Source organism: Alicyclobacillus kakegawensis NBRC 103104 (assembly GCF_001552655.1).
GTDB classification, from domain to species: domain Bacteria; phylum Bacillota; class Bacilli; order Alicyclobacillales; family Alicyclobacillaceae; genus Alicyclobacillus_G; species Alicyclobacillus_G kakegawensis.
Map to the genome: position 1 here is coordinate 49,185 of NZ_BCRP01000001.1, position 22,052 is coordinate 71,236.

Annotated in this window: 22 protein-coding genes and 1 pseudogene; 8 read left to right on the forward strand and 15 right to left on the reverse strand. The window is 63.4% G+C overall.

The annotated features are described in order from the left end of the window. Positions 1–14 precede the first annotated feature (14 nt). The 5 genes and pseudogenes from groES to AK2_RS00215 all read right to left on the reverse strand — a co-directional run bounded on the left by groES (position 15) and on the right by AK2_RS00215 (position 3,765). On the reverse strand, positions 15–299 hold the full coding sequence (gene groES, locus AK2_RS00195; RefSeq protein WP_067925472.1) for a co-chaperone GroES: 285 nt from the start codon (positions 297–299) through the stop codon (positions 15–17). 188 nt (positions 300–487) lie between these two features. Continuing rightward, positions 488–1,348, reverse strand: coding sequence for a DUF421 domain-containing protein (locus AK2_RS00200; RefSeq protein WP_067929991.1), 861 nt, complete (start codon positions 1,346–1,348; stop codon positions 488–490). Positions 1,349–1,450: 102 nt separating this feature from the next. Beyond that, entirely contained in the window at positions 1,451–2,182 is a 732-nt protein-coding gene (gene tatC / locus AK2_RS00205) for a twin-arginine translocase subunit TatC (RefSeq protein ID WP_083520731.1), read from the reverse strand. A gap of 207 nt (positions 2,183–2,389) precedes the next feature. Continuing rightward, a pseudogene (tatA, locus tag AK2_RS17900) lies at positions 2,390–2,566 on the reverse strand (twin-arginine translocase TatA/TatE family subunit); the annotation flags it as partial. A 167-nt stretch (positions 2,567–2,733) separates the two neighbouring features. After that, the gene (locus AK2_RS00215) at positions 2,734–3,765 is read right to left on the reverse strand and encodes a sigma-54 interaction domain-containing protein (protein ID WP_067929995.1); all 1,032 of its coding nucleotides are present in this window, start codon (positions 3,763–3,765) and stop codon (positions 2,734–2,736) included. A gap of 310 nt (positions 3,766–4,075) precedes the next feature. Between AK2_RS00215 and AK2_RS00220 the strand changes: the two genes are divergently transcribed. The 6 genes from AK2_RS00220 (at position 4,076) to AK2_RS00245 (ending at position 10,695) form a co-directional block, all read left to right on the forward strand. Beyond that, positions 4,076–5,437: a glutamine synthetase family protein gene (locus tag AK2_RS00220; RefSeq protein ID WP_067929998.1), complete on the forward strand. Its 1,362-nt coding sequence runs from the start codon at positions 4,076–4,078 to the stop codon at positions 5,435–5,437. A gap of 13 nt (positions 5,438–5,450) precedes the next feature. Next, on the forward strand, positions 5,451–6,830 hold the full coding sequence (locus tag AK2_RS00225) for an APC family permease (protein ID WP_067929999.1): 1,380 nt from the start codon (positions 5,451–5,453) through the stop codon (positions 6,828–6,830). A gap of 115 nt (positions 6,831–6,945) precedes the next feature. Further along, the gene (locus AK2_RS00230) at positions 6,946–7,812 is read left to right on the forward strand and encodes an acetamidase/formamidase family protein (protein WP_067930479.1); all 867 of its coding nucleotides are present in this window, start codon (positions 6,946–6,948) and stop codon (positions 7,810–7,812) included. Between the two features lie 288 nt (positions 7,813–8,100). Next, positions 8,101–8,652, forward strand: coding sequence for a 2,4'-dihydroxyacetophenone dioxygenase family protein (locus AK2_RS00235; protein ID WP_067930001.1), 552 nt, complete (start codon positions 8,101–8,103; stop codon positions 8,650–8,652). Positions 8,653–8,829: 177 nt separating this feature from the next. Continuing rightward, positions 8,830–10,098, forward strand: coding sequence for an MFS transporter (locus AK2_RS00240; RefSeq protein ID WP_067930003.1), 1,269 nt, complete (start codon positions 8,830–8,832; stop codon positions 10,096–10,098). Positions 10,099–10,119: 21 nt separating this feature from the next. Further along, a complete protein-coding gene (locus AK2_RS00245; RefSeq protein WP_067930004.1) occupies positions 10,120–10,695 on the forward strand; it encodes a hypothetical protein in 576 nt (191 codons plus the stop codon). Positions 10,696–10,793: 98 nt separating this feature from the next. Here the strand turns inward: AK2_RS00245 and AK2_RS00250 are convergent, their stop codons facing one another. From AK2_RS00250 to AK2_RS00260, 3 genes are read right to left on the reverse strand one after another with little or no spacing between them, the layout of a single operon-like run. Further along, a complete protein-coding gene (locus AK2_RS00250) occupies positions 10,794–11,783 on the reverse strand; it encodes a molybdopterin-binding protein (protein ID WP_067930006.1) in 990 nt (329 codons plus the stop codon). Next, the gene (gene mobA / locus AK2_RS00255) at positions 11,780–12,544 is read right to left on the reverse strand and encodes a molybdenum cofactor guanylyltransferase (protein WP_067930008.1); all 765 of its coding nucleotides are present in this window, start codon (positions 12,542–12,544) and stop codon (positions 11,780–11,782) included. The genes AK2_RS00250 and mobA overlap by 4 nt, the downstream gene beginning before the upstream one ends. Beyond that, on the reverse strand, positions 12,520–13,146 hold the full coding sequence (locus AK2_RS00260; RefSeq protein ID WP_067930010.1) for a 5-formyltetrahydrofolate cyclo-ligase: 627 nt from the start codon (positions 13,144–13,146) through the stop codon (positions 12,520–12,522). Before AK2_RS00260 ends, mobA begins: the two co-directional genes overlap by 25 nt. Positions 13,147–13,299: 153 nt before the next feature. Between AK2_RS00260 and AK2_RS00265 the strand changes: the two genes are divergently transcribed. After that, positions 13,300–15,345, forward strand: coding sequence for an ABC-F family ATP-binding cassette domain-containing protein (locus AK2_RS00265; protein ID WP_083520682.1), 2,046 nt, complete (start codon positions 13,300–13,302; stop codon positions 15,343–15,345). Positions 15,346–15,487: 142 nt separating this feature from the next. Here AK2_RS00265 and AK2_RS00270 read toward each other — a convergent pair whose 3' ends face one another. Genes AK2_RS00270 through AK2_RS00300 form a run of 7 tightly spaced genes read right to left on the reverse strand, consistent with a single transcriptional unit; the run spans position 15,488 to position 21,238 of the window. Further along, entirely contained in the window at positions 15,488–15,700 is a 213-nt protein-coding gene (locus AK2_RS00270) for a hypothetical protein (protein WP_067930012.1), read from the reverse strand. Next, on the reverse strand, positions 15,697–16,734 hold the full coding sequence (tsaD, locus tag AK2_RS00275) for a tRNA (adenosine(37)-N6)-threonylcarbamoyltransferase complex transferase subunit TsaD (protein WP_067930485.1): 1,038 nt from the start codon (positions 16,732–16,734) through the stop codon (positions 15,697–15,699). The genes AK2_RS00270 and tsaD overlap by 4 nt, the downstream gene beginning before the upstream one ends. A 5-nt stretch (positions 16,735–16,739) precedes the next feature. Beyond that, positions 16,740–17,246 (reverse strand): ribosomal protein S18-alanine N-acetyltransferase, encoded by a 507-nt coding sequence (gene rimI / locus AK2_RS00280; protein WP_067930488.1) that lies wholly within the window; start codon positions 17,244–17,246, stop codon positions 16,740–16,742. Next, complete coding sequence (gene tsaB, locus AK2_RS00285; RefSeq protein WP_067930014.1) at positions 17,233–17,994, reverse strand: tRNA (adenosine(37)-N6)-threonylcarbamoyltransferase complex dimerization subunit type 1 TsaB; 762 nt, start codon at positions 17,992–17,994, stop codon at positions 17,233–17,235. The genes rimI and tsaB overlap by 14 nt, the downstream gene beginning before the upstream one ends. 2 nt (positions 17,995–17,996) lie before the next feature. Beyond that, the gene (gene tsaE, locus AK2_RS00290) at positions 17,997–18,497 is read right to left on the reverse strand and encodes a tRNA (adenosine(37)-N6)-threonylcarbamoyltransferase complex ATPase subunit type 1 TsaE (protein WP_067930016.1); all 501 of its coding nucleotides are present in this window, start codon (positions 18,495–18,497) and stop codon (positions 17,997–17,999) included. 45 nt (positions 18,498–18,542) lie between these two features. Beyond that, on the reverse strand, positions 18,543–19,631 hold the full coding sequence (gene thiL, locus AK2_RS00295) for a thiamine-phosphate kinase (protein ID WP_067930018.1): 1,089 nt from the start codon (positions 19,629–19,631) through the stop codon (positions 18,543–18,545). After that, positions 19,628–21,238: an amidohydrolase gene (locus AK2_RS00300; RefSeq protein WP_245632711.1), complete on the reverse strand. Its 1,611-nt coding sequence runs from the start codon at positions 21,236–21,238 to the stop codon at positions 19,628–19,630. The genes thiL and AK2_RS00300 overlap by 4 nt, the downstream gene beginning before the upstream one ends. Before the next feature lie 132 nt (positions 21,239–21,370). Between AK2_RS00300 and AK2_RS00305 the strand changes: the two genes are divergently transcribed. Then, complete coding sequence (locus AK2_RS00305) at positions 21,371–22,039, forward strand: DedA family protein (protein WP_083520686.1); 669 nt, start codon at positions 21,371–21,373, stop codon at positions 22,037–22,039. Positions 22,040–22,052: the final 13 nt, after the last annotated feature.

Here is a 22,052-nt window from a genome sequence, read left to right on the forward strand (position 1 = left end):
TCAGCCACAGCCGCTTACTTCTGTACGACAGCCAGGATGTCGCTCTCACGCAGGATGAGCAGTTCTTCGTTATCCACCTTGACTTCGGTGCCGGCGTACTTGGAGTAAATGACGCGGTCACCGACTTTAACTTCCAGCTCAACCCGCTTCCCGTCTTCGACACGGCCCGGGCCGACGGCGATGATTTCGCCCTCCTGGGGCTTCTCCTTGGCGGTGTCGGGCAGCACGATGCCGCTCGCGGTCTTCTCTTCCCGCTCCAGCGGGCGCACCACGACGCGATCTGCGAGTGGTTGAAGCATGTAAAACCCTCCTCGATAGTGTCATGAAGGATGCTGCGACCGGCATCCCGCTGTGGACGAGTCGGCAGACGGGCCGGCCACATTATTAGCACTCAAGACCCACGAGTGCTAACGCCACTGATTATATTAAAGGGTCTTCACGGGGATTGCAAGCGAGGAACAAGCCGCGGACATCCGTATTCGGGTCCCTACTCGCGCAGGTACGGCTCCACCTTCTCGATCATTTCCTGCAGCGTTTTAGCCGTGTCGGCATACAATTGCTTGGCCTCTGCGCTTTGCGTCTGCAGCGAGAACAACTCGATATCCGCCTGCATCTTTTTCAGGTTGGCCAGCACAAGCGGCTTTTCCTTGACCTGCGGCTGGGCGACCGAGTCGTGGTAAAGGTCCACCACCAGATTGCCGGCCGAGTCGAACTGGGCCACTGCCACATCACTGAAGTTGTTGGCGCCCTGTTTGCGGATCTCCGCCAGCAGCCAGTCTTTGCTGTAGCCCATGTGGTGCAGGGTTTTCTCCAGCACTTTCCCGTTGCGAATGACCATCTGGGGCAACGCCTGCGGCGACTTGACCATGCCGATGTCGCGCGGGGTCAATGGGTTGAGGTCGGGCTTTTTCATGACGCTCACCTTGCCGTTGTTCTCGAAGACGGCATATTCCACGTCCGACACGTCGAAGATGTCCTTTTCCCGCAACAGCAACAGCATCTCCTCCTGGGAGAGGTTGCTGCGTTTGAGGTTCTGTTCCTGCACCTGCCCGTTTTGAATCAAAACCAGCGGCTTGCCGTCCAACAGCACACCCAGCTTGTACCATTTGCGTTGAACCACGGCGAGGAGAATCGTCAGCACCGTCCAGACGACGAGGCTGATCACGGCGTGTTCAATCTTGGTGTCGTCCAAAGAGAAACTCGCCGCGATGTTGCCGATGGTGATACCTGCGACATAATCGAAAAACGTCAGTTGCGCAATTTGGCGTTTGCCCATGAGGCGGGCGAGAAGGAACAGGACGACGAACGCAACGATGGATTGGGCGGCGACTTCAACAACCTGCGGCATGGCTCTCCCCCGTACGCGGACAAATTTCGCTGATAGTGTGTCCGAGCGCGGAGGAAAAGATGAGGCCACACCCGTTTTCAGCATGCCCGCGCGGCGCGCCCGTTACGGCAACACGTGCTCGGCCGCCCCGGCGCGCCGGGCCTTGCGGCGCTCCACCAGCCGCGAGAGCAGAATGCTGGCCTCGTACAGCGCAATCATCGGCAGCACCACCGACAGATGGGAAACCAACTCCGGCGGACTGATGAGCACGCCGATGACCGAACAGACAAAGTAAGCGTACCGGCGGATGCGGCGCAGGAACCGGGGACCAATGACGCCGATGCGGGTGAGGAACACGACCACAATCGGCAGTTCGAAAATGAACCCAAAAGGCAGACAGATGTCGGTGACAAAACCGAAATACGCCTGGGCCCGAAGCTGCACATTGAAATTGGCCTCGCTCAGGTGCACAAGGAAATGGAATATAGTGGGGAAAATCAAAAACCACGCGAACAGTACCCCGAGCACAAACATGATGAGCGCCGCCGGCAACAGACGCAGAGTGTACCGTCTTTCTGTGGGCGTGAGCCCTGGGGCGACAAACCGCCAAATGTGGTACAGCGCAAACGGCAGCGTCAACCCGACGGCGACGAGAATGCTGATGAGGAAGTAGACCGTGATCACCTCGCCCGGCGAGATGACCATCAGCCGCAGCCCCGCCTCAGCCACCGGCCGGGTGAGGTAACGATAAATATAGGAAACGAATGTCAGGCTGGCCGCAAACATCACGGCCAGGGTGACCAAGATGTAGATTAGGCGCCTGCGCAGGTCGGCCAGGTGTTCGACAAACGTCATCTTTTGCAAGGTGGAAGCCTCCAGGGCTCGTACTCTCGCCGTCGTGACACACCGTTCACCGCACCCTTCCGACTATGGGCGCGGCTGCTTGCCCCCGCCAGCGTCGGGCGTCTCGTCTTCCAACTCCTGAAGTTCTATCGGCTCAACATTCCCTGCCGCGCCATGGGCCTCCCCGTCCTTGCTGAACGCGGACGGATTGCCCTTGCCCCTTTCCTCTCCCTTGCCTTCCTGAAACCCTTCCGCGAGGCCGCTGGTGGCGTTGCGAAACTCGCGCAGCGAACGCCCAAAGGCGCGGCCAATTTCCGGCAGTTTGCTGGGGCCGAATATGAGCAAAAGGGCGACCAGGATGATGACCAGCCCCGACCAACCGATGTTGGACAGCATACCGTCTCACCTCCGAGCGCCCGAAGCGCCCGACTTGTGCCCAAGACTCCATCAGGGACGCCACTCACCCCCATCATACACGGGCGGCAGAAGCCCAGCAAGGCGAAGCGAGGCTCGTCCGGCGCAGGCTGGCTCGCGCACAAACGCCGCAGGGGAGGGCGAGACTGTTAGCGGGAGGACATGCCCTGGCTTGGCGATCTCGATAGCCCATGCCGCGCCATTTTCCGCAGCAGTGTGGAGTGGCTCAGCCCCAGCGCCGCCGCAGCCTGCCGGATGCTGGCCGTGGAAGCTAAAGCCTCCATCACAATCTGTCTTTCAGCCGCGGCCATTGCCTCCTGAAAAGAGCGCACACCCCCACCGCCGACCCGCTGGCTGGCCGTGGTAGGCGCCGGGTTGCCAGCGCCCGCTACCGCTCCTCGGGCCATCTTGGGCTCCGCGGCCGTGGCGGTTGACGGCAACACGGCCGCCACGTCTTCCGCGTCAATCCGCTCGCCATCCATGGTCACGCAGAGCCTCTCCATGACGTTGCGCAACTCGCGGACGTTCCCGGGCCACGGGTACGCCACCAGGAGACGCTCCGCCGCTCGCGACAGCCGCCGGACCAGGCCATAGGCTTGACAGAATTCCTCCAGGAACGCGTGGCAGAGCGGCACAATGTCGGCCGGGCGATGCCTCAAGGGCGGCACCCGCAGGTGCACCACCTGCAGCCGGTAGTACAGGTCTTCGCGAAACCGCCCCTGCTCGACCAACGCCCGCAGGTCTCGATTGGTGCAGGCCAGCACCCGCACGTCCACCGCCTTCGACCAACTCCCGCCTACCCGGCGAATCTCCCGCTCCTGCAAGACGCGCAGGAGCTTCGCCTGGATGGCCGGCGACAGCTCACCGACCTCGTCCAGCAACAGGGTGCCCTGATTGGCCATTTCAAACAGACCAGCATGGCCCTCGCGTTTGGCGCCCGTGAAGGCTCCCCGTTCATACCCGAACAACTCCGATTCAAACAGTTGCTCCGGAATCGACGCACAGTTCACCTTGACGAAAGGCTGGTTCCGCCGCGCACTGTGCTCGTGCAGGTAGTCCGCCAGCACTTCCTTGCCGCTCCCGGTTTCCCCCTCAATCAAGAGGGTGGTCGGAAACGAGGCCACTTTGCGCGCGAGTTTCAGCAACGCGCGCATCTGTTCACTCTCCGCGACCGGCTCCATCCCTTGCACGCCCCTTCCTGTACGCAGTGTGCCGCTCCGAGCGGCGCCGGGCTGTGTGCTGTCCCTGCCACCCGGTGCACTATTGCACCATTCCCGCCGCTGGTGAACCACTTGCCCTGAACTATCGCATAACCGACACGGTTTGTAAATGCCCGTCTTTGTTCCGAAATCCACTTGTCCGCAGCATTAGGCCCCGGATTCACCGTTGTCGGGAACACTGGCACGAAATTTGCTAATCAAGTCTCCACATCACGGAGACCTGTCGAACTTCACGGCAGGCCCCGGTCTTTTCGACAGGAGGTGAACAGACATGCGGCCGACAGAGCCAGCCACGTCGGAGGAATGGCGCAACCATGTGCACGCGCTGGTGCGCGAGCATCAGATCCAGGCTGTCCGCGTGTGCGTGCAGGACCTGGCCAATGTGGCGCGCGCCCGTTACGTATCGACGCGCCACTTTCTCGAACAGTTGGAGGCCGACCAACTGTCCTTCCCGTCGGCGTTGTTCGGCTTGCCCGCCTCGTCACGCCTGGTGTCCGGCCCGGAGGGGACCTCGTTTCCCGCCGGCTTCCCCAGTTGGCCGCTGCGGGCAGACCTGAGCACGTTTTCGGTGCTCCCCTATGCGCCGGGCGTCGCCCGGGTGATCGCCGACATCTACAACCCTGACGGCCTTCCCCTGCCGCATGCCCCGCGCGAGGTGCTCCGCCGCGCGCTCAAGCGCCTGGCGGAACGGGGGTGGCGGCTGTGCGGGTCCTACGAGTACGAGTTTTACCTGCTGCGCCGGACGGACGACGGATGGGCGCCGGCATGGAGCGGTCTGCAGTGTTTCTCCGAGACCGTGCAAGCACAGCTGGAGCCTGTGCTGCTGGACATCCTGCAGACGCTGCAGGAACTGGGGGCCGGCCCCGAGGTGGCCAACACCGAGTACGGGTCGGGCCAGTTCGAGGTTTCCAACGCCCCCTTCTGGGATATCGAAATTGCCGACATGGCCTTCTACTACCGCACCAGTATCCGGGAAGTGGCGGCCAAACACGGGTACCTGGCCACATTCATGAGCAAGCCTCGAGCCGGCATGAGCGGAAGTGGTGCACATTTGCACCACAGCCTTCACGACGCGAATGGAACCAACCTGTTTTACGACGAGAAAGCACCGGACGGGTTGTCTGCCATCTGCCGTTGGTTCATGGCCGGACAACTCGATCACGCTTCCTCCATCGCGGCCGTGACCTGCGCAACAATCAACGCGTTCAAGCGGCTGCGCGCCCATTCCTTCGCCCCAACCCGTGCTTGCTGGGGGTATGAACACCGTGGCGCGATGATCCGTGTGCCCCGGGCGCGCGGCGAACAGACCCGGTTGGAAAACCGCGTGCCAGGCGCGGACGCCGATCCGTACCTCACCCTCGCCGTCATCCTGGCCGCCGGCCTGGATGGCATAGATCGAAAGTTGGAGCCGCCCCCGCCCGTGCGGGCGGATCCCTACGAGTCGCCGGATTTGCCGCAGCTCCCCCGCACCTTCGAACAGGGGCTGCAGGTGCTGCGTACCGATGCATGGCTGCGCGAAGTGTTGGGCGATGCTACCGTAGACATGCTGATTTCGCTGCGTGAGGCAGACTACGAATCGTTCCTGGATTCCATCACCGATTGGGAGTGGCAGACGTACCAAGACGTGTTTTGAAGGGAGGCACCTTATGAACTCGCATCAACAGGGAACGGACGATACATTTCCATCTGTGGAACAATACGGATACAAGCAGGAATTGAAGCGGTCCCTGTCGTTTTGGGATTTGGTCGTCTACGGTCTCATCTTCATGGTCCCCATCGCACCCATGGGCATCTACGGACAGGTCGTGCAGACCGCGAACGGAATGGTGGTATTCGCCTACTTCATCGGACTTGTCGGCATGATTTTTACCGCCTACAGCTACGCGCGAATGTCGGAAGCGTTCCCCGTCTCTGGATCGGCGTACGCCTATGTGCAGCGGGGTTGGAACCCGTACATCGGCTTTTTTGCCGGCTGGATGATCCTGCTCGACTACATCCTGATTCCTTCGCTTTTATACCTGGTCTCCGCATCCTGGCTGGGCGAGCTGGTCCCGGGTGTCCCCACCTGGGTCTGGATTGTCGTGTTTGTCGCCATCAACACCGTCATCAACGTGCTCGGCATCCAGCTCACCAGCCGCGCCAATTGGGTGATATTGGTCTTCGAGCTGATCACCTTCGCTTTGTTCTGCATCATGGCGTTTGTCTATGTGGCGAGCGGCCAAGGCCACACCGCCTTCACGGCCGCCCCCGTCCTCAGGCCGCACGCGTTTAGCTGGAGCATGGTGGGCGCCGCCACATCCATCGCCGTGCTGAGTTTTCTGGGCTTTGACGGCATCAGCACGCTGTCCGAAGAGACCCGCGGCGGGCGACGCACGGTGGGCCGCGCCACGGTGACGGCCTTGGTCGTGGTTGCGGTACTGTTCATGTTGCTGACCTACCTGGCCGCCTCCGCGTATCCCGACTTCAGGCACTTTCCAGATCCGGATGTCGCCTTTTACTTTGTCGCCGAACGCGTCGGGGGCACTTGGCTGAAGGTCTTATGCTTGGTGGCGACGGTCATTGCCTGGGGCATCGCCAACGCGCTGGCTGCCCAAGCCGCCATCTCTCGGCTGCTCTTCAGCATGGGCCGCGACCGCGTTCTGCCTAGCTTTCTCGCGAAAGTCCACCCGCGCTACCAGACGCCGTACACGTCGACCTTGCTGGTGGCCGTGGTGTCGATTGCGGTCAGTGTCTCCAGCTCCATCGGCCAGCTCAGCTCACTGGTCAACTTCGGCGCTCTGACCACCTTCCTGCTGCTCAATCTGACCGTGGTGATCTATCATTTCATCAAGAGCCGATCTGGACGCTGGTTTGCCCACCTGGTCATGCCGCTGCTCGGGTTTGCCGTGCTGCTGTACGTGTGGCTCAACTTCGACCGCTTTACGCTGCGCCTCGGCGCCACGTGGGCCATTGTGGGGCTCATCGTGCTGGCCATCAGCAGTCGCGGTTTTCGCCGGGCGCCCCAGGCGATGCGGCTGGAAGAATAGACTTTCTCTCTTCGCCCGTGCCGGGTGCGCCCGGCGCGGCGCAGGATACACCCGACCATACGGAGGAGGATGCCCCGTGACAACCCGCTTGTCCAACGCACACCTGATTTACGCCATGGCTCCAGACAACCCGCCGGCGTTGCGGGTGGCGAATGGGGAGACTGTGGAAATCGCGACCTGCGATTGCTTTGAGAACCAGATCACCGACGAACACCAAGACTTCGGGACCCTCGATTGGGAGCGCATCAATCCCGCCACCGGCCCCATCTACGTGGAAGGAGCCGAGCCCGGGGACTTGTTGGTGGTGCACATCCAGGATATTCGCCTCGCGGAGCGCGGCGTGATGACCACCGGCCCCGACCTGGGGGTGTTTGGCGACGAACTCTATTCCAACGTCATCCGCATGATCCCCATCCTCGACGGCAAGGCTGTCTTTTCCGACCGCGTGCAGTTGCCCCTGCGCCCGATGATTGGCGTCATTGGCACAGCTCCCGCCGAAGGCCGAGTGGCCTGCGGGACCCCGGGAGATCACGGCGGCAACATGGACTGCACCCGCATCACCACGGGTGCTCGCCTGATTCTCCCGGTCAATGTTCCTGGCGCCCTGTTGGCGCTGGGCGACCTGCACGCCGCGATGGGCGACGGCGAGGTGGCCGTGTGCGGCGTCGAGATTGCGGGAACGGTGCAGGTTAAGCTGCATGTGCTCAAGGAACGCCCGTGGCCGGTGCCGATGATCGTGGATGACGAGGCCGTGATGACGATTGCGTCAGCCGAACTGCTCGACGACGCATCGACGCTGGCGACCAAGCGCATGGTGTACTGGCTGGCGCAAGAGTTCTCCCTCGACTTGGCGGAGGCGGCGCTTTTGCTCAGTGCGACCGGGCAACTGCGCGTCTGTCAAGTGGTCGATCCGCTCAAAACGGCCCGCATGGAGGTACCGCGCTCCGCACTGGAATGCCTGGGATTCACATTCCCGTATTGATGTTCACCGCTGATCCGCACGATTGCTCATTCCCCATCCAGGCGCCCTTGTGGGCGCCTGTGCCTCAGGGACACGGACAGACCGGCGCGTGGAGTTGTTTGGCTTCATAGTTCAACCGCTTATGGACTTTAAAAGTTGAATCGGGAAATAGTGAAACCGCCGGTGTCACAGCCCTTCCTGTGCGTTGACAATAATGATACAACTTTGTTGACAATATTATTGTTCGTATGTATTATTATCATTACTCTAAATAGAAAAATAATAGTGCAATGAAGGAGGAAGACTAGTATGTCCGGAACGCCCAATCCGAAGGTAACAACACCCTCGGCCGCTTACTCATCCGCTTACAAGATCATTGATATTCCCGAGCCCTATAAGCATGTTATCGACCGCCACAGTGTCCCCGGAAAATTTGTCAATTCGCAGGAGAGCCCATGGGTGCCGTTCGGTGAAAACGCTTCCATCCGGCACCTTGCCTTCGATGTGCGCAACAACATTGCCAGCAACATTCTTTGGATTAAGTCCGGGGGAGTAATCGGCACCCATAAACACAGGGGGACCGTCGTCATGGTGTGCCTGGAAGGCAGTTGCCGGTATCTCGAATATGATTGGGTGGCACATCCCGGAGATTTTATCTATGAAACACCGGGACTTTCCCATACGCTCGTCAGTGACGATCCGAATGGCGTCAAGCTGTTTGGCTGGCTTCAGGGACCCATCGAGTTTTACGACGAGAACGCCAATTTCTTAGAGACGGTCGATGTCTGGTGGTATATCCACCACTACGAAACCTACTGCCGCGAGCACGGTATCCCGATCAACCCGCAAATGTATCTCTGATTGGCCAGAACGGTAGCTTCTCCGGTTTATGAATTCGGTTTCAGACCACAAGAACCTCATTTTCATTTCATCCGTTCGGGGCTCTCTCCGGGAGGGTGATGCGAACAACGGCCTCTGCAATCCCCTATCCCCTCTCGGGGAGAGAGAAACTGGGCGGTGCAGAGAGGTGGATTGACTTTGCACGTCATAAGACGGCTGTGGTCGTATGAAAACGCTGTCCTGGCAATTCTGTCACTCGGCTGGGGGTTTCTCTTTCTCGAGAGACTGGACATCAATTACTTAATGCCCTTTATGGTCAAGGACCTTCATCTGTCCAACGCCCAGGTCGGATTCATCGCGGCTGGTTTTTCATTGACATGGTCGTTGTCGGGCTATTTCGGAGGGTATGTTGGAGATCTCTTGGGGAAACGCAAGCTGCTCCTCATCATTTGTGTCCTGGCCTTCTCCTTTTTTTCCTTCATCACGGGTCTCGCTACAGGCTTTCTTCTCTTGGTCGTGTTCCGAATGGTGATGGGATTGCTGGAAGGACCATTCTTTCCGCTCGGAAGCTCTATACTCCTTGCGGAATCCACATATTCCCGTCGCGGATTCAATTTAGGGTTTCTCCAAAATTTTTCTTCCAACATATTGGGCGGCATGCTCGGGCCCATCATTATTGTGGCGCTGGCCACAGCGTTCGGCTGGCGATACACGTTCTTCTTCACCGTCATCCCAGGCATTCTCGTAGCCATCCTTATGTGGCTATTCTTAAGGGAGCCGAACCTGCTGGCCGACGATTCGCTGGATGCGACGTCGAACGGTAAACAGTCCACGGAGCCAAAGATCAAGCCATGGGTTGTGTTTAAATATCGTAATATTGTGCTGTGCATGATTATTTCGGTCTGCCTGATCCCCTGGTACACATTGTTGTTCACATATGCTCCACTCTATTTGACACAGGTGCGAGGAATGCCTCCCAACATCATGAGCTATGTCATGTCAATAGTCGGCATCAGTGCGGCCGTCTGGGGTTTTGTTGTGCCGACTCTGTCGGACCGGTGGGGCAGGAAGCCGATGATGATTCTGTTTTGTTTGATCTCCAGCCTGGGACCGTTGTCCATCCTGTATCTGCATGGTCCGCTCTGGCTGCTTATGGTGGTTGTTTTCATTGGATGCGCTGGCCCTGGACCGATGGCACTCTATATGTCGGTCATTCCCGCAGAGACGGTACCGAGGAGAAATGTTGGAGCAGCGATTGGACTGGCGATGGCCACGGGGGAATTTATCGGCGGCGTCGGGATTGTCTCCGCTGGCGGCGTGATGGCGAACCACTTTGGCCTCGTGGCACCCCTGTTGATGTCCACAGGATTCGCGTTGATGGCCATGCTCGTCTCCTTCTTCCTCACCGAAACGGCACCGAGACTGCGCGCCAGAATGGAAGTCACAGCGGACGCATTGGTCAACTAAATCTAAGGAAGGAGCGCCCATATGAATCGCTTTGAAGAAGAGATCTATCATTGTACGGACGTGATCACGAAGCTCATCGAGACAACCGAGAATCCGTTACATCGTGCCATCCTCAAGAACTACCGCAGGCACATTCACTTGGAAGGTGCGGGGTTGTTTGACGACATCGTGGCGCCCGACATGATGACCGAGGAACCGGTTTATCGCATCAATTGGGGGAAGCCGAGTGTGATTCGCGGCAAACAAGGCGTCATTGACTTCTATCGGTCCGTAAAAGATGCCGTGATGTGGAATACGGACGACCGGATTGCGGTTGCAGACTGGGGTTTGTGCGACGAACTCACGTTTAATTTTCTCGTCACAGGCAGGGACCTGACGGAATTGGGAATCGACGTGGAGGACAAAGAAGCCGTTTATCACTATCGCACTCGTCAGGCTTTCGTTTGGCCATATGACAAACATGCGAGACTGCAAGGGGAGCACCTCTATGTCGATGCGACCAGCGTTCATGTCGAAAAGGTCGATCCGGAAGAGGTCATCACCCCGGCTCGAGCAAGAGAAATTCACCTGGAAATCCTCGAAACATTAGAGAAGTGACCGTCCAGAGTGGCGGCAATGGAATCCTTTGCATCGACTTCACGCTTCCATAAGATGCGGCAAGACGCGGCCAAACTCGGGCCGCGTCTTCACTTCCGTTATGCGTTCAACCAGCCGCCCACACCGAGCCGGGCAATGTCGTCCTCGGTGATGCGCACGCCGGCGAGCACCCGCGGCAGGAGCACGTCGAACGCCGTCTTCGCGTCGTGGATGACCGCGCCGGGCAGGCCAAAGACAGCCGTCTGTCCACGGTACCCCAACATCGTCATGGAACCGGGCAACAGCGGCATGCCGTAGCGCACAACTATGTCCACCGCCCGGCGGATGGCGCCCGGCGAGCGGTCGTCCGGATCGACCGACATGCCCCCGGTCACACAGACGATGCTGGCGCCGCCCTGGCATGCCTCGACAATGGCCGCCGCAATCGCCTCCACCTCGTCACCAGGAAACACCTGGCTTATCACCTCGACGCCAAAGCGGGCGAACTTCTCGCGCAAAACCGGACCCGACCTGTCGGCGACACGGCCGCTTTGAATCTCGGTGCCGGTGGTGACGATGGCCGCCCGGTGCGGCTGGTACGGGAGCACGTCGATGACTTTCCTGTCGGCGACGGCCGCCGCGAGCGCCTCCACCCGTTCCACTTTCGCCCGCTCTACCAGCAACGGGATGGGCCGCACCGCGCCAATCGATTCCCCTTCGGCTACATCGACCAAGGGCGTGCGGGTGATGACCGCGATGTCGGGGATTTTGTTCATCTCGGTGACCGTCTCCACATTCACCCACAAAAGGCCCCGCGTTGCGGCGTACATCGTCACTTTACCCTCGTGCACCTCGCTCAACCGCACCCCGGGACCGGTCACCGCCTGCGCCATGCGCAGCGCCCCTTCGTTCTCATGCAGCTCATTGTCATCTGGCTCCAGCACATAAATGTGGCGCTTGCCCATGTCCAGCAGCCTGGGGATGTCTTCCTCGCGGATGACGTGCCCCAGCTTGAACGCGACGCCCTTGAACTGCCCGGGGATAATCTGCGTCAGGTCGTGTGCCAGCACCATGCCGACAGCCTGCTCGACTGGTACCTCCCGCTTCATGTGACTCCACCTCCACGCCTCGTTGTGTACTCTCGCCAAGCTGACAAATCCGCCGGGGTGTGCAGCGGCCGCGTCCACCAAGACGGCCAGCCTTGCGCATCCGCGTCCACGCCGGCCAGGCGCAGACCGGCCAGCGCCCGCATCAGCCGCGTCTCCCCGCTTGCCGCCGCCGCCCGCCAAATCCGGCCCACGGCCGCACAGTAACACCCAAGGAGCGGCTGCCAACGCCCCTCTCGTATCACCAGCACCGCATCGCACGCGCGTTTCTCCGACAACACCTGGTAGCGCTTCCACAGAACCTCCAACACGCGCGGCGCCAAGCCCGGCAGATCCCCCGCCAAAACGAACACCGCATCCTCGACCGCCAGCGTCCCCCCTCCGCAGAGTGCGGCGCCGCAAGGTCCGGCGGCTACCGCGGGACGGACGCCGGGCGCCGCCCCAGTCGATGCGGCCCCTGGGCCTTCCTCCCCCTCCAGCTGCGGCCACACAGCCGCCAGGGCGGGGAGCGGTCCTTGCTGTGGACGCGCATCGAGGTGCACGCGGACGTCGGCCAGCCCAGCCAAACGCGCCTGCCGGATGACCGCCGGCACGTCCGCCCCAGGCGCCGCCAGCACCACCACCTCGCGTGCCAACGGGCGCACCGCCGCCAACACCGCCCCCAGCACCGTGAGCTGACTTCCCGGCCGCCAGGGCAGCGCCAGTTTGTCCGCTCCCATCCGGCGGCTGGCTCCGCCTGCTAAGATGAGCGCGCGCGGTTGCATCGCACAACCCCATCCTCCGTAACCAGGATATCGACAGGCTGGTCGAACGGATCGACCGGCCAGGCGGCCGACGCCGTCACCTGCACGGAAAACGCGACACCGACACGCAGCGCGCGCACGCCCGGCTGGGCCAGGTAGGTGTCGTAATAGCCGCCGCCGTAGCCCAGGCGGTAACCCGATTGCGTGTAGGCCACAGCGGGAATGACCAGGACCGACAACTCCGCCGGCGGCGCCACCGGCGCCTCTGCTGGCGGTTCCAAAATATGAAACGCTCCGGGCGTGAGTTCCCGCTCGTGGGCCACGCGACGGAACGTCATCCGGCGCGGCCCTTCCACGCGCGGATAGGCGACGAGACCACCTCGTTCACGCCAGGCTGCCGCCACGGGGGATACGTCCGGCTCCCCGCGCATGGCGGCGAAAAAACCGGCCGTGCCCACGCCTTGCTGAATGGGCCGCATCTCTGCCATCACGCCAGCCAGGCGCTCCTGGATGGCGCGTGCCGCGCGCGCACGCTCGTCCGCGGGCAGGGCCCGCCGCAATTGCAGGAAGCGTTGCCGGGCCGCCGCCTTGTCCGACTGCATCGGAGTTTGCGCCGTCTGCATCCCTTTTCACCCCGCAGAGCTTGTGCATCCATTGTACCGCAAACCAGGTTCGCCTTGTCCGGCCGCACGAAAATTGGTTAAGTAGAAGGGAACGCCGGCTGCGTGCCCGCGTTGCGGCGGCGCGCCGGCGAGACCAAAGGTGGGAGCGCAACGATGATTGTCCTGCAGGCGAATCAAATCGAAAAACAATACGACGGTCACCCTGTGTTGCGGGGAGCCAATCTCGTCCTGCAAGAGCGGGACAGGGTGGCTTTGATTGGCAAAAACGGCGCCGGCAAGACCACCTTGCTCCGCATTCTCGTCGGCCTGGAGCCGTGCGACGCCGGCAGCGTCAGCCTCGGCCGCGGGGTCTCCATCGGCTATGTCGCGCAATATGTGGAGGCGGACGACAGGCAGACGGTGTTTGACTTTGTCGCCGGCGCCTTCGCCGGGCTGCGGCAGCTGGAAGCCGAGATGCGGGCGGCGGAAGCGCAAATGGCCGATCCGTCCGTCTACGCGGACCCGCTGCGCCTGGAGGCTGTGAGCCAGCGCTACGCGCGCCTGCAACAGGAATTTGAGGAAGCGGGCGGGTACGCGGTAGAGGCGCGGGTGCGCCGGGTGCTGGACGGCCTGGCGTTTCCCGCCGCGATGCACACCCAGAGCGTGCAGAGCCTGAGCGGCGGACAGAAGACGAGGCTGTCGCTGGCGCGGCTGTTGGCCACGGAGCCGGACATCCTTGTGCTCGACGAACCGACCAACTACCTCGATACGGAGCGCTTGTCCTGGCTCGAATCGTACCTGGCCGGGTACCCCGGCGCGGTGATCGTGGTCTCGCATGATCGCTACTTTCTGGACCAGGTGGCCACCGTCACGTATGAACTGGCGGACGGCCGCACGACACGGTACATAGGGAACTACTCCCGCTACATGGAGCAGCGGGCGGAATGGATGGAACAGGCGCAGAAGCGGTACGACGCCCAGCAGCAGGAGATTGCCCGCATGGAGGCGTTCATCCAGAAGAACATCGCCCGTGCGTCCACGACCAGACGGGCGCAGAGCCGACGCAAGCTTCTGGAACGGATGGAACGGCTGGAACCGCCGCGAGCCGACGACAGGCGGATGGGGCTGCGGTTTTCGGCGGCCCGCGCGAGTGGGCGCGATGTGCTGAGGTTGGAGGATGTGGTGGTGGGGTTTCCGGATCGGCCCCTGGCGGGGCCCATTAACTTGCACCTGCTGCGCGGGCAGCGCCTGGCCATCATCGGCCCCAACGGAATCGGCAAGTCGACGCTGCTGAAAACCCTCGTCGGGCAAGCCCAGCCGTTGGCGGGGCGCATCCACTGGGGACAGCATGTCCACATCGGGTACTACGACCAGGAGCAAGAAAACTTGGACGAGAGCAAAACCGTCTTGGCGCAGATTCACGACGAGTTTCCCAGCCTCGACCTGACCAGCGTGCGCACTGCGTTGGGGAGGTTTCTGTTCCGCGGCGAAGACGTCCAGCTGCCGGTCGCCGGACTCAGCGGCGGTGAGCGCAGCCGGCTTGCCCTGTGCCGGTTGATGCTGCGTCGGCCCAACGTGCTGGTGTTGGATGAACCGACCAACCACCTCGACCTGGACAGCCGGGAAGCCCTCGAGGATGCCTTGGCTGACTATGACGGCACGATTCTCTTCGTTTCGCACGACCGTTACTTCATAGACGGTCTCGCCACCCATGTGCTGCACATGGACGCCGATGGGGTGCGCTTGTACCTGGGCAATTACAGCGAGTACGTGCACAAGCGGAACGAGGAGCAAAAATGGGCGGCGACATCCGCTGCGACGCCCGCCGCAAAGACGTCCGGGCCCGGTGGCCAAGGGGCGGACAACAGAGGTGAAATCGACCCCACAGCGCAAAGGCCGGGCATAGACCCGCAAGCAGCCGCCAACGCATCGGGTCCGGCGGCGCCTGCGCCGGGTCCCGCCCGGGTGCGCTCGGCCGACCTGCGCAAGCTGCGAGCGCGCGTATCGGAACTGGAACAGCAAATCACGACCGTCGAGGAGCGGATGCAGAGCGTGGGCGAAGGCCTGGTGCAAGCCGCGCGGGACCAAGACTACGAGGCCGGGCAGCGCCTGCAGGCCCAACATGAGCAGCTGCAAGCCCAGCACCAGCAACTGCTTACAGCCTGGGAACAGGCAGCGGCCGAGTTGGAGGCGCTGGAGCGACAGGCGCGCCAGCCCTGACTGGGGCACCATGGCGGCGGAGCGAGAGCGCCCGCGCGAATCTTGGCTGCTCGGCCACTCGGCCCACTGGGCGGCTTTGGCCCATCGCCCCCGACCCTGTGGACAACCGTTATCCACCGATTTATCCACAATATCCACACGGTTATCCACAGGCATAAGGGCCGCCCACGTTGGCCTGGTGCCAGTTGTTCACACCGTCCACAGGGACGCCTATCCACAGTATGCACAGGTTATCCACAGGGCTGTCCACAGCTTGCCCCCAGGCTGGCCAAGTCCGGGCATCCCCGCCCTTGGCCAGCGCCAACGCGGGCCGCAGGGCATCCCAAGCGCATGCCCGCCGCTGCAAAGCGTTCATACCACCCGGCCGCACTGCCAGTCAGCCAGCGACACGGTGGCGTGCGCATTCAGGTGCAGGTCGTGGCGCAGCCCTCGTCGCATGGCGAAGTACCCGGCGGCGGCAATCATCGCCGCGTTGTCTGTGCACAGCCTGCGCGGCGGAAACACCACCGTAAATCCGTCCGCCTCCGCCCGCTCCGCAAGCGCCCGGCGCAGCCCTTGGTTGGCGGCGACCCCGCCGGCCACGACGACGCGGTGCAGTCCGGTCGCAGCCACCGCGCGCGCAGTCTTTTCCACAAGCACGTCGCACACCGCCTGTTGAAAACTCGCCGCCACATCCGCAATGTCCACAGCCTCTCCCCGTTGCCGCCGCCGGTTCAACTCGTTGGCCACAGCCGTTTTGAGGCCGCTGAAACTGAAATCGAAGTTCGGCGCATCAATCAACGACCGCGGGAAAGCATAGGCCTCTGGATTGCCCGTGAGAGCCAACTGGTCCAGCTTGGGGCCGCCGGGATAGGCGAGTCCCAGGAGGCGCGCCACCTTGTCGTAGGCCTCGCCGGCTGCGTCGTCAATGGTGCCGCCCAACCGGGTGAAGCCGAACCGCTCGTCCACCCGCAAGATCTCCGTGTGCCCGCCGGATACGACCAGGGCCAGGGCGGGCAGCCGCGCGCCCGCATCCGCCTCGTCCGCCAACAGGGCGGCGGCCACATGGCCGGCGATGTGGTGAACCCCCACCAACGGCAACCCGCTGGCCAGGGCCATGCCCTTGGCGGCGGACACGCCGACCAACAGGGCCCCGAGCAGGCCCGGCCCATAAGTGACCGCAATCCCGTCCAACTCGGCAAAGGCAAGACCGGCTTGGGACAGCGTGTCCGCCACCACGCGCGTGACCACGGCCACATGCCGGCGCGAGGCCACCTCCGGCACCACGCCGCCAAATCGTGCGTGCACATCCATCTGCGAAGCAATGCTTTCCGCCAAAACAACGCGACCGTCGCGGACTATGGCCGCGGCGGTCTCGTCGCAACTCGTCTCAATGCCCAACAGGAGCAAGCCGTTCACCCTTTCTTGGCCGCCCCGTCCAGGCTGGAGAGCGGCGGCAGATTCGCCCACATGATGAGCGCGTCCTCGTGGTTGTCGGTGTAGTAGCCCTTGCGCACCCCGACCCCGTGAAAGCCGAACTTCTTGTACAGGTTCTGCGCCACCGCGTTCGACACCCGGACCTCCAGCGTCATGCGCAGGATGCCGTTGGCCGCGCAGATGGCCATCAGCGCGCGGAGCAGGGCCTCCCCCAAATGGCGGCCGCGAAAATCCGGATCGACCGCGATGTTGGTCACATGGCCCTCATCCACCACCAACCAGACCCCGGCGTAGCCGACCACGGTTCCCTCCCGTTCCGCGACCAGGTAGCGCGCGAACTGGTTGTCCAGCAACTCAGCCAGAAACGCCTGGCGCGACCATGGGCTCGTGAACGAGCGCTGCTCCACCCGCATCACCTGACTTATGTCGCGAACGGTCATCGGGCGCAGGTGAAACTCGCCGGCCTCGAACTCATAGTTGGCCATGGCCACGCCCTTTCGCCTCCTCCAGTTTGACCTCAGCTTCGACAGCCAAACCATACATCGGCTCAATCTCGTGCACCTCATCCCCGCGTCTCCACGTCGCCGCCCCGGCGGCGGCAAGCCGCAGCAGCGCCGGGCCCAAGCCGCCTGCTACGGCCGCCAACGGCGCCCGCGTGTGCAGAGGGGCGATGCTTAACTCCGGCAGCACGTGGTGGGATTCGCGAAAGTCGTCGGTCACCAGGCAGAGCGGCGGCCCCTCGGGCTCAGACAGGTGAGCCGCCGCATCGGCCATCCGGCTCGACCATTCCCCCACAGGCCGCACCCGCTCCTCCTCCAATGTCCGCCAAACGCCAAACCGTTTGTGGTACAGAGCGCCAAAAGCGCGCCGACGGCGCGCGTAGACGAGCGGCATCACCAGCCAAGAAGCCGCTGTTTGGTCCGGGCAAGCCGCCTCCGCCAGAGCCCACAGTGTCGACACGGGGAGCACCGGCACACCCAACACCAGGGCCATCGCCTTCGCGGTGCTGACGGCCAGCCGCACGCCCGTGTACGATCCCGGTCCCACCCCGACGACGATGCCCTCAAGGTCCCCGGGCTCGACGCCGGCGGTCTGGCAGACCTGCATGGCCAGCGGCTGCAGCAGCCGGGAATGGCCGCGCTGCACCAACGATGCGGCGGCGGCCGCCACCTCCACCGCGCCGTCTTCCATGCGTCCGACCGCCACAGACAACGCGTCAGTGGCCGTGTCCATGGTCAAAACAACCATCTTTTCACCCACTCATCCAGGCGCTGCCAACTGCGCGGCCCGAGCGCCCGGCACGCGAACGTCCGCTCGTCGACGCGCGGCAGCGGCTGTTGGGCGATGTGGACGGTCAGGGCGTCCTCCAGCTCGCCCAGCACCGCCTGCGGCCACTCAATCAGCACCGCCGCCCGCCCCTCCAGGTAGTCGGCAAAACCAATCGCATCCAGCTCTGCGGCCATCGTCCCGCCTTCCTCGTACAGACGATACAGGTCCATGTGCACAAACGGGATGCGGCCGTCCTCGTATTCGGCAATCAAGGTGAAGGTCGGACTCGTGACCTCCTGACCAATCCCGAGCCCCTCGGCCACCCCCTTGGCGAACGTCGTCTTGCCGGCACCCAAGTCACCGGACAAAAGCACCACGTCCGCAGGTTTGAGCAGGCGCCCCAACACGCGGCCTAACTTTTTCGTCTCTTGCGCAGATTGGGTGGTAAAGGTCATCGCATCGACCATGACCGGCTCCTTCCGCCAGGCTGTCGAACCAGGCTCTGGCTGCCACTACTCTCTGAAGTGATTGTAGCCCCGCGGCTCCAGGATGTCCAAACGGCCGTCCGGGTGCTCGACAATCACCCCATCTCCCACCTCGACGCGGCCAATCTGGGTTAGCCTCACGCCCTCTGCCTCCAACTGCGCGAGCGCGCGGGCAAACGCTAACGGCGGCGCCGTGCCGACCAACTCAAAGTCTTCGCCCCCGTACCAGGCCCAATCAGACGCGGGCACCCCAAAGCGGCGCCCCGCGTTGATCGCCGCCGGGTGCAGCGGCAGTTTGTCCGCGCGCACCCGCAGCCGCACCTGACTGGCCTCCGCAATCTCGTTCAACTCATTCGCCAACCCGTCGCTGATATCGTTCAACGCGTTCGATCCGCACCTGCGCAGCACCTCTCCGGCCAGCACCTGGGGCACGGGACGGCGATGCGCCCGCACCAGGTACTCCACCTCGTCCGGCGCCAGCCCGCCCAGCCCGGCCGGTCCGATGGCGGGCTGGGCTCCTTGTGTCCCGCCAACCGGCGACACCCCACCGCCCGCTGCCGCCCGCTCCAACCCGGCCAGGCGCCGGAGCACCTCCAAGCCGGCGGCCGATACACCCACCCAGCCGGTGACAAACACCACATCCCCAGGCTGCGCCAGCGAACGCAGCCGCGCGCCCCCGGCCGGGACGGTGCCGAACACGGTGCTGGTCAACACCAGCGGCCCCGCGGTGCCGACCGTGTCGCCTCCGACCAGCGGGCAGGCGAAGGTTTTGCAGACCTCTGCCACGCCGTCGTACAAGGCCGTCAGACGCTCGGCGGGCCAACTCCCCTGTTTGGGGACCGCCACGGCCAGCACCGCCCCTCGCGGCCGGCCGCCCATGGCCGCGATGTCACTGATAGAGACGGCGAGCGCCTTCCACCCCACATCCTCCGGGCGCATCGTGGCGTCGAGAAAGTGCACCCCTTCCACCAGGGTGTCGGTGCTGACCAGCCACTCGTCGCCGTCCACTCCCGCCAGCACCGCCGCGTCGTCGCCGATCCCGGCCACCACCCCCGGCGCCGCCTGTTCCAGTCGCTCCGCCAAACTGCGAATCAAAGCAAACTCGTCCAGGTTCACCGCAGTCTCTCCGTCCTCCCGTTGTGTGCATACGCCACGCGTCCGCCGACCACCGTCCACAACACCCGCGCCTCCAACAGCGCGTCCTCCGCTTCCGCCAACACATCGCGGCTGAGCACGGTCAAATCCGCCCAGGCTCCCGGCCGAATGACCCCCTTGACCGCCTCGCGCCGGTTGGCGCGGCAAGCCCCCTGTGTGAACAGGCGGACGGCCGTCTCCCGGTCCAACACCTGCGAGAGCGTGAAGCCAGGGCCCTTTGCATGCGGCGGCCGTCGCGTGACGGCCGCGTGAATCCCCAGCAGCGGGTTGATGGGCTCCACGGGCGCGTCCGATCCGCCACACAACCCAATCCCTGCCTCGGCCAGCGTCCGCCACGCACACACTCCGCTCAGCCTTGCCGGGCCCAGCCGCTCCTCAACCCACGGGAAGTCGCTGACCGCAAAGCGAGGCTGAATGTCGACGATGATGCGCTCCCCAAGCGCTTGCATCCGGCGGACCAGGTCCGGGCGCACCACCTCCGCGTGGACGATGCGATCCGGAAGGCTGCTGCCTCCTCCCTGCTCGAAGGCGGTGAGGGTCATGTCGAGCGCGGCATCCCCGATGGCGTGGACGGCGGCCGCAAACCCGAGGTCGTGTGCAGCCCGGACGCGCGCGGTCAACTCCTCCGGGCTGCACACGGGTATCCCCCGCCACCCCGGGACGTCCGTGTAGTCTGCTGCCAGCCAGGCGGTGCGCGCTCCCAGCGCCCCGTCCGCAAACAGCTTGATGGCCCCGACCTCCAGCCACTCGTCGGGTGCCGGCAGATCGGCCAGGGCACGCCGGCACTCCGTTAGAAAGGAGCTGTCCACCAGTTGGTGCACGCGCAGCGCCACCCCGTCCTGGCGAATGAGTTCATGGTAGAGCGTCCACGTGGCGGCGAAACCGCCGAACGTGCGCGTGTCGTCCGTGTGCACAGCCGTGATGCCGTTGGCCAGAGCCGCCTCCATGCCCAGCCGCAGCATTTGCTTGTCTTCCGACCGCGAGCGCGGCGGAATGGCTCGCAGGATGGGGAGAATCGCGTTGTCGTGCACCAACCCGGCGACTTCGCCGCGCTCGTCGCGGACAAACCGGCCGTCCTTCGGATCAGGAGGCGTCAGTCCCAGGCCTGATTTCCACAGCGCCTCTGTATTGACCAAGTACGCGTGGTGGCAGATGCGCGTCAAAACCAGCGGCCGTCCCCCGGCCGCCTCGTCCAGCTCTTGTCTGCTCGGCCAGCGGGCTTCATCGAAGCGGTTTTCATCCCAACCCGCGCCCAGCAGCCACGCGCCGGGCGGCAGCGCGGACGCGCGTTCACGCACCCGTTGCAGCAGTTCATGTTGCGACTTGACGCCGGTCAAATCCAGCTGCATCGCCTGCTCGCCCACCGCGCTCACGTGCAGGTGGCTGTCCACGAAGCCTGGCAGGACGGTGGCGCCCTCCACGTCTAACACGGCATCCAGGCGCGCCCCCAGCTGCAGCCGCAGCTCCTGCCGCTCCCCGACCGCTATGATGACCCCGTCCTCCACGATCAGCGCGTCAAAGCGCGGCTGCCTGGGATTGAAGGTGTAGCCGTTCGCCCCCACCAACATCCACACCGCCATTCCCCCCTCGGTCTGCCCCGAATCCTCGTTGCCTCGTCCCTTGTGCCCTTATGATAGCAGGCGAAGCCAACCGGCGCATGACCGGCGGCGGGACATGTTTGCCGGTGGACGGGCGTATGTATGACAAAGGACCAACCCGCGCCGCCGGCCGCAGCGCACACGCCAAACCTGGAGAGTGACCCCGTTATGCTGGCTTGGTTCAGCCACGTCTTGGAAGGCGTCTTCCGCATCGGTTACCCGGGCATCGTCCTGGCGCTCATCATCGAAGGCCTGGGGCTGCCTTTCCCCGGCGACGCCGTGATGGCGTTCTACGGCTTCGCCGCCGCTGACGCCAACTTCCGCTTGGACGGCGTCATCGCATGCAGTTTTATCGGCTATATGTTCGGATCCGTCATGGCGTATGCGGCCAGCCGCCGCTTTGGCCGCGGGGTGCTCGACAGACTGACCCGGCTGCGCTGGGTTAGCTTCGGTAGCCTGATGCGCACCTCCCGCCTGATTGACCGCTTTGGCCCGCTTCTGCTCGTCCCCGGCCGCTTTCTCCCCGGCGTCCGTTCGGTCAGCCCGTACGTGGCGGGGATAGGCGGCATGGAATTGGAGCCGTTTATGTTTTACACTGGCCTTGGCGCGGCGCTGTGGTGCACCGCCTGGGTCTGCGTCGGCTACTGGTTCGGCGAGCACCTGGACTGGATTTTGCACATCGCCCAGTCGTCGTTGGCGTACGTCACCGGGTGCGCCCTGGCCATCGGCGCGGCCTATTGGCTGTGGCACCGCCGTACCATGAAGTCATGATGGAACTGGAAAG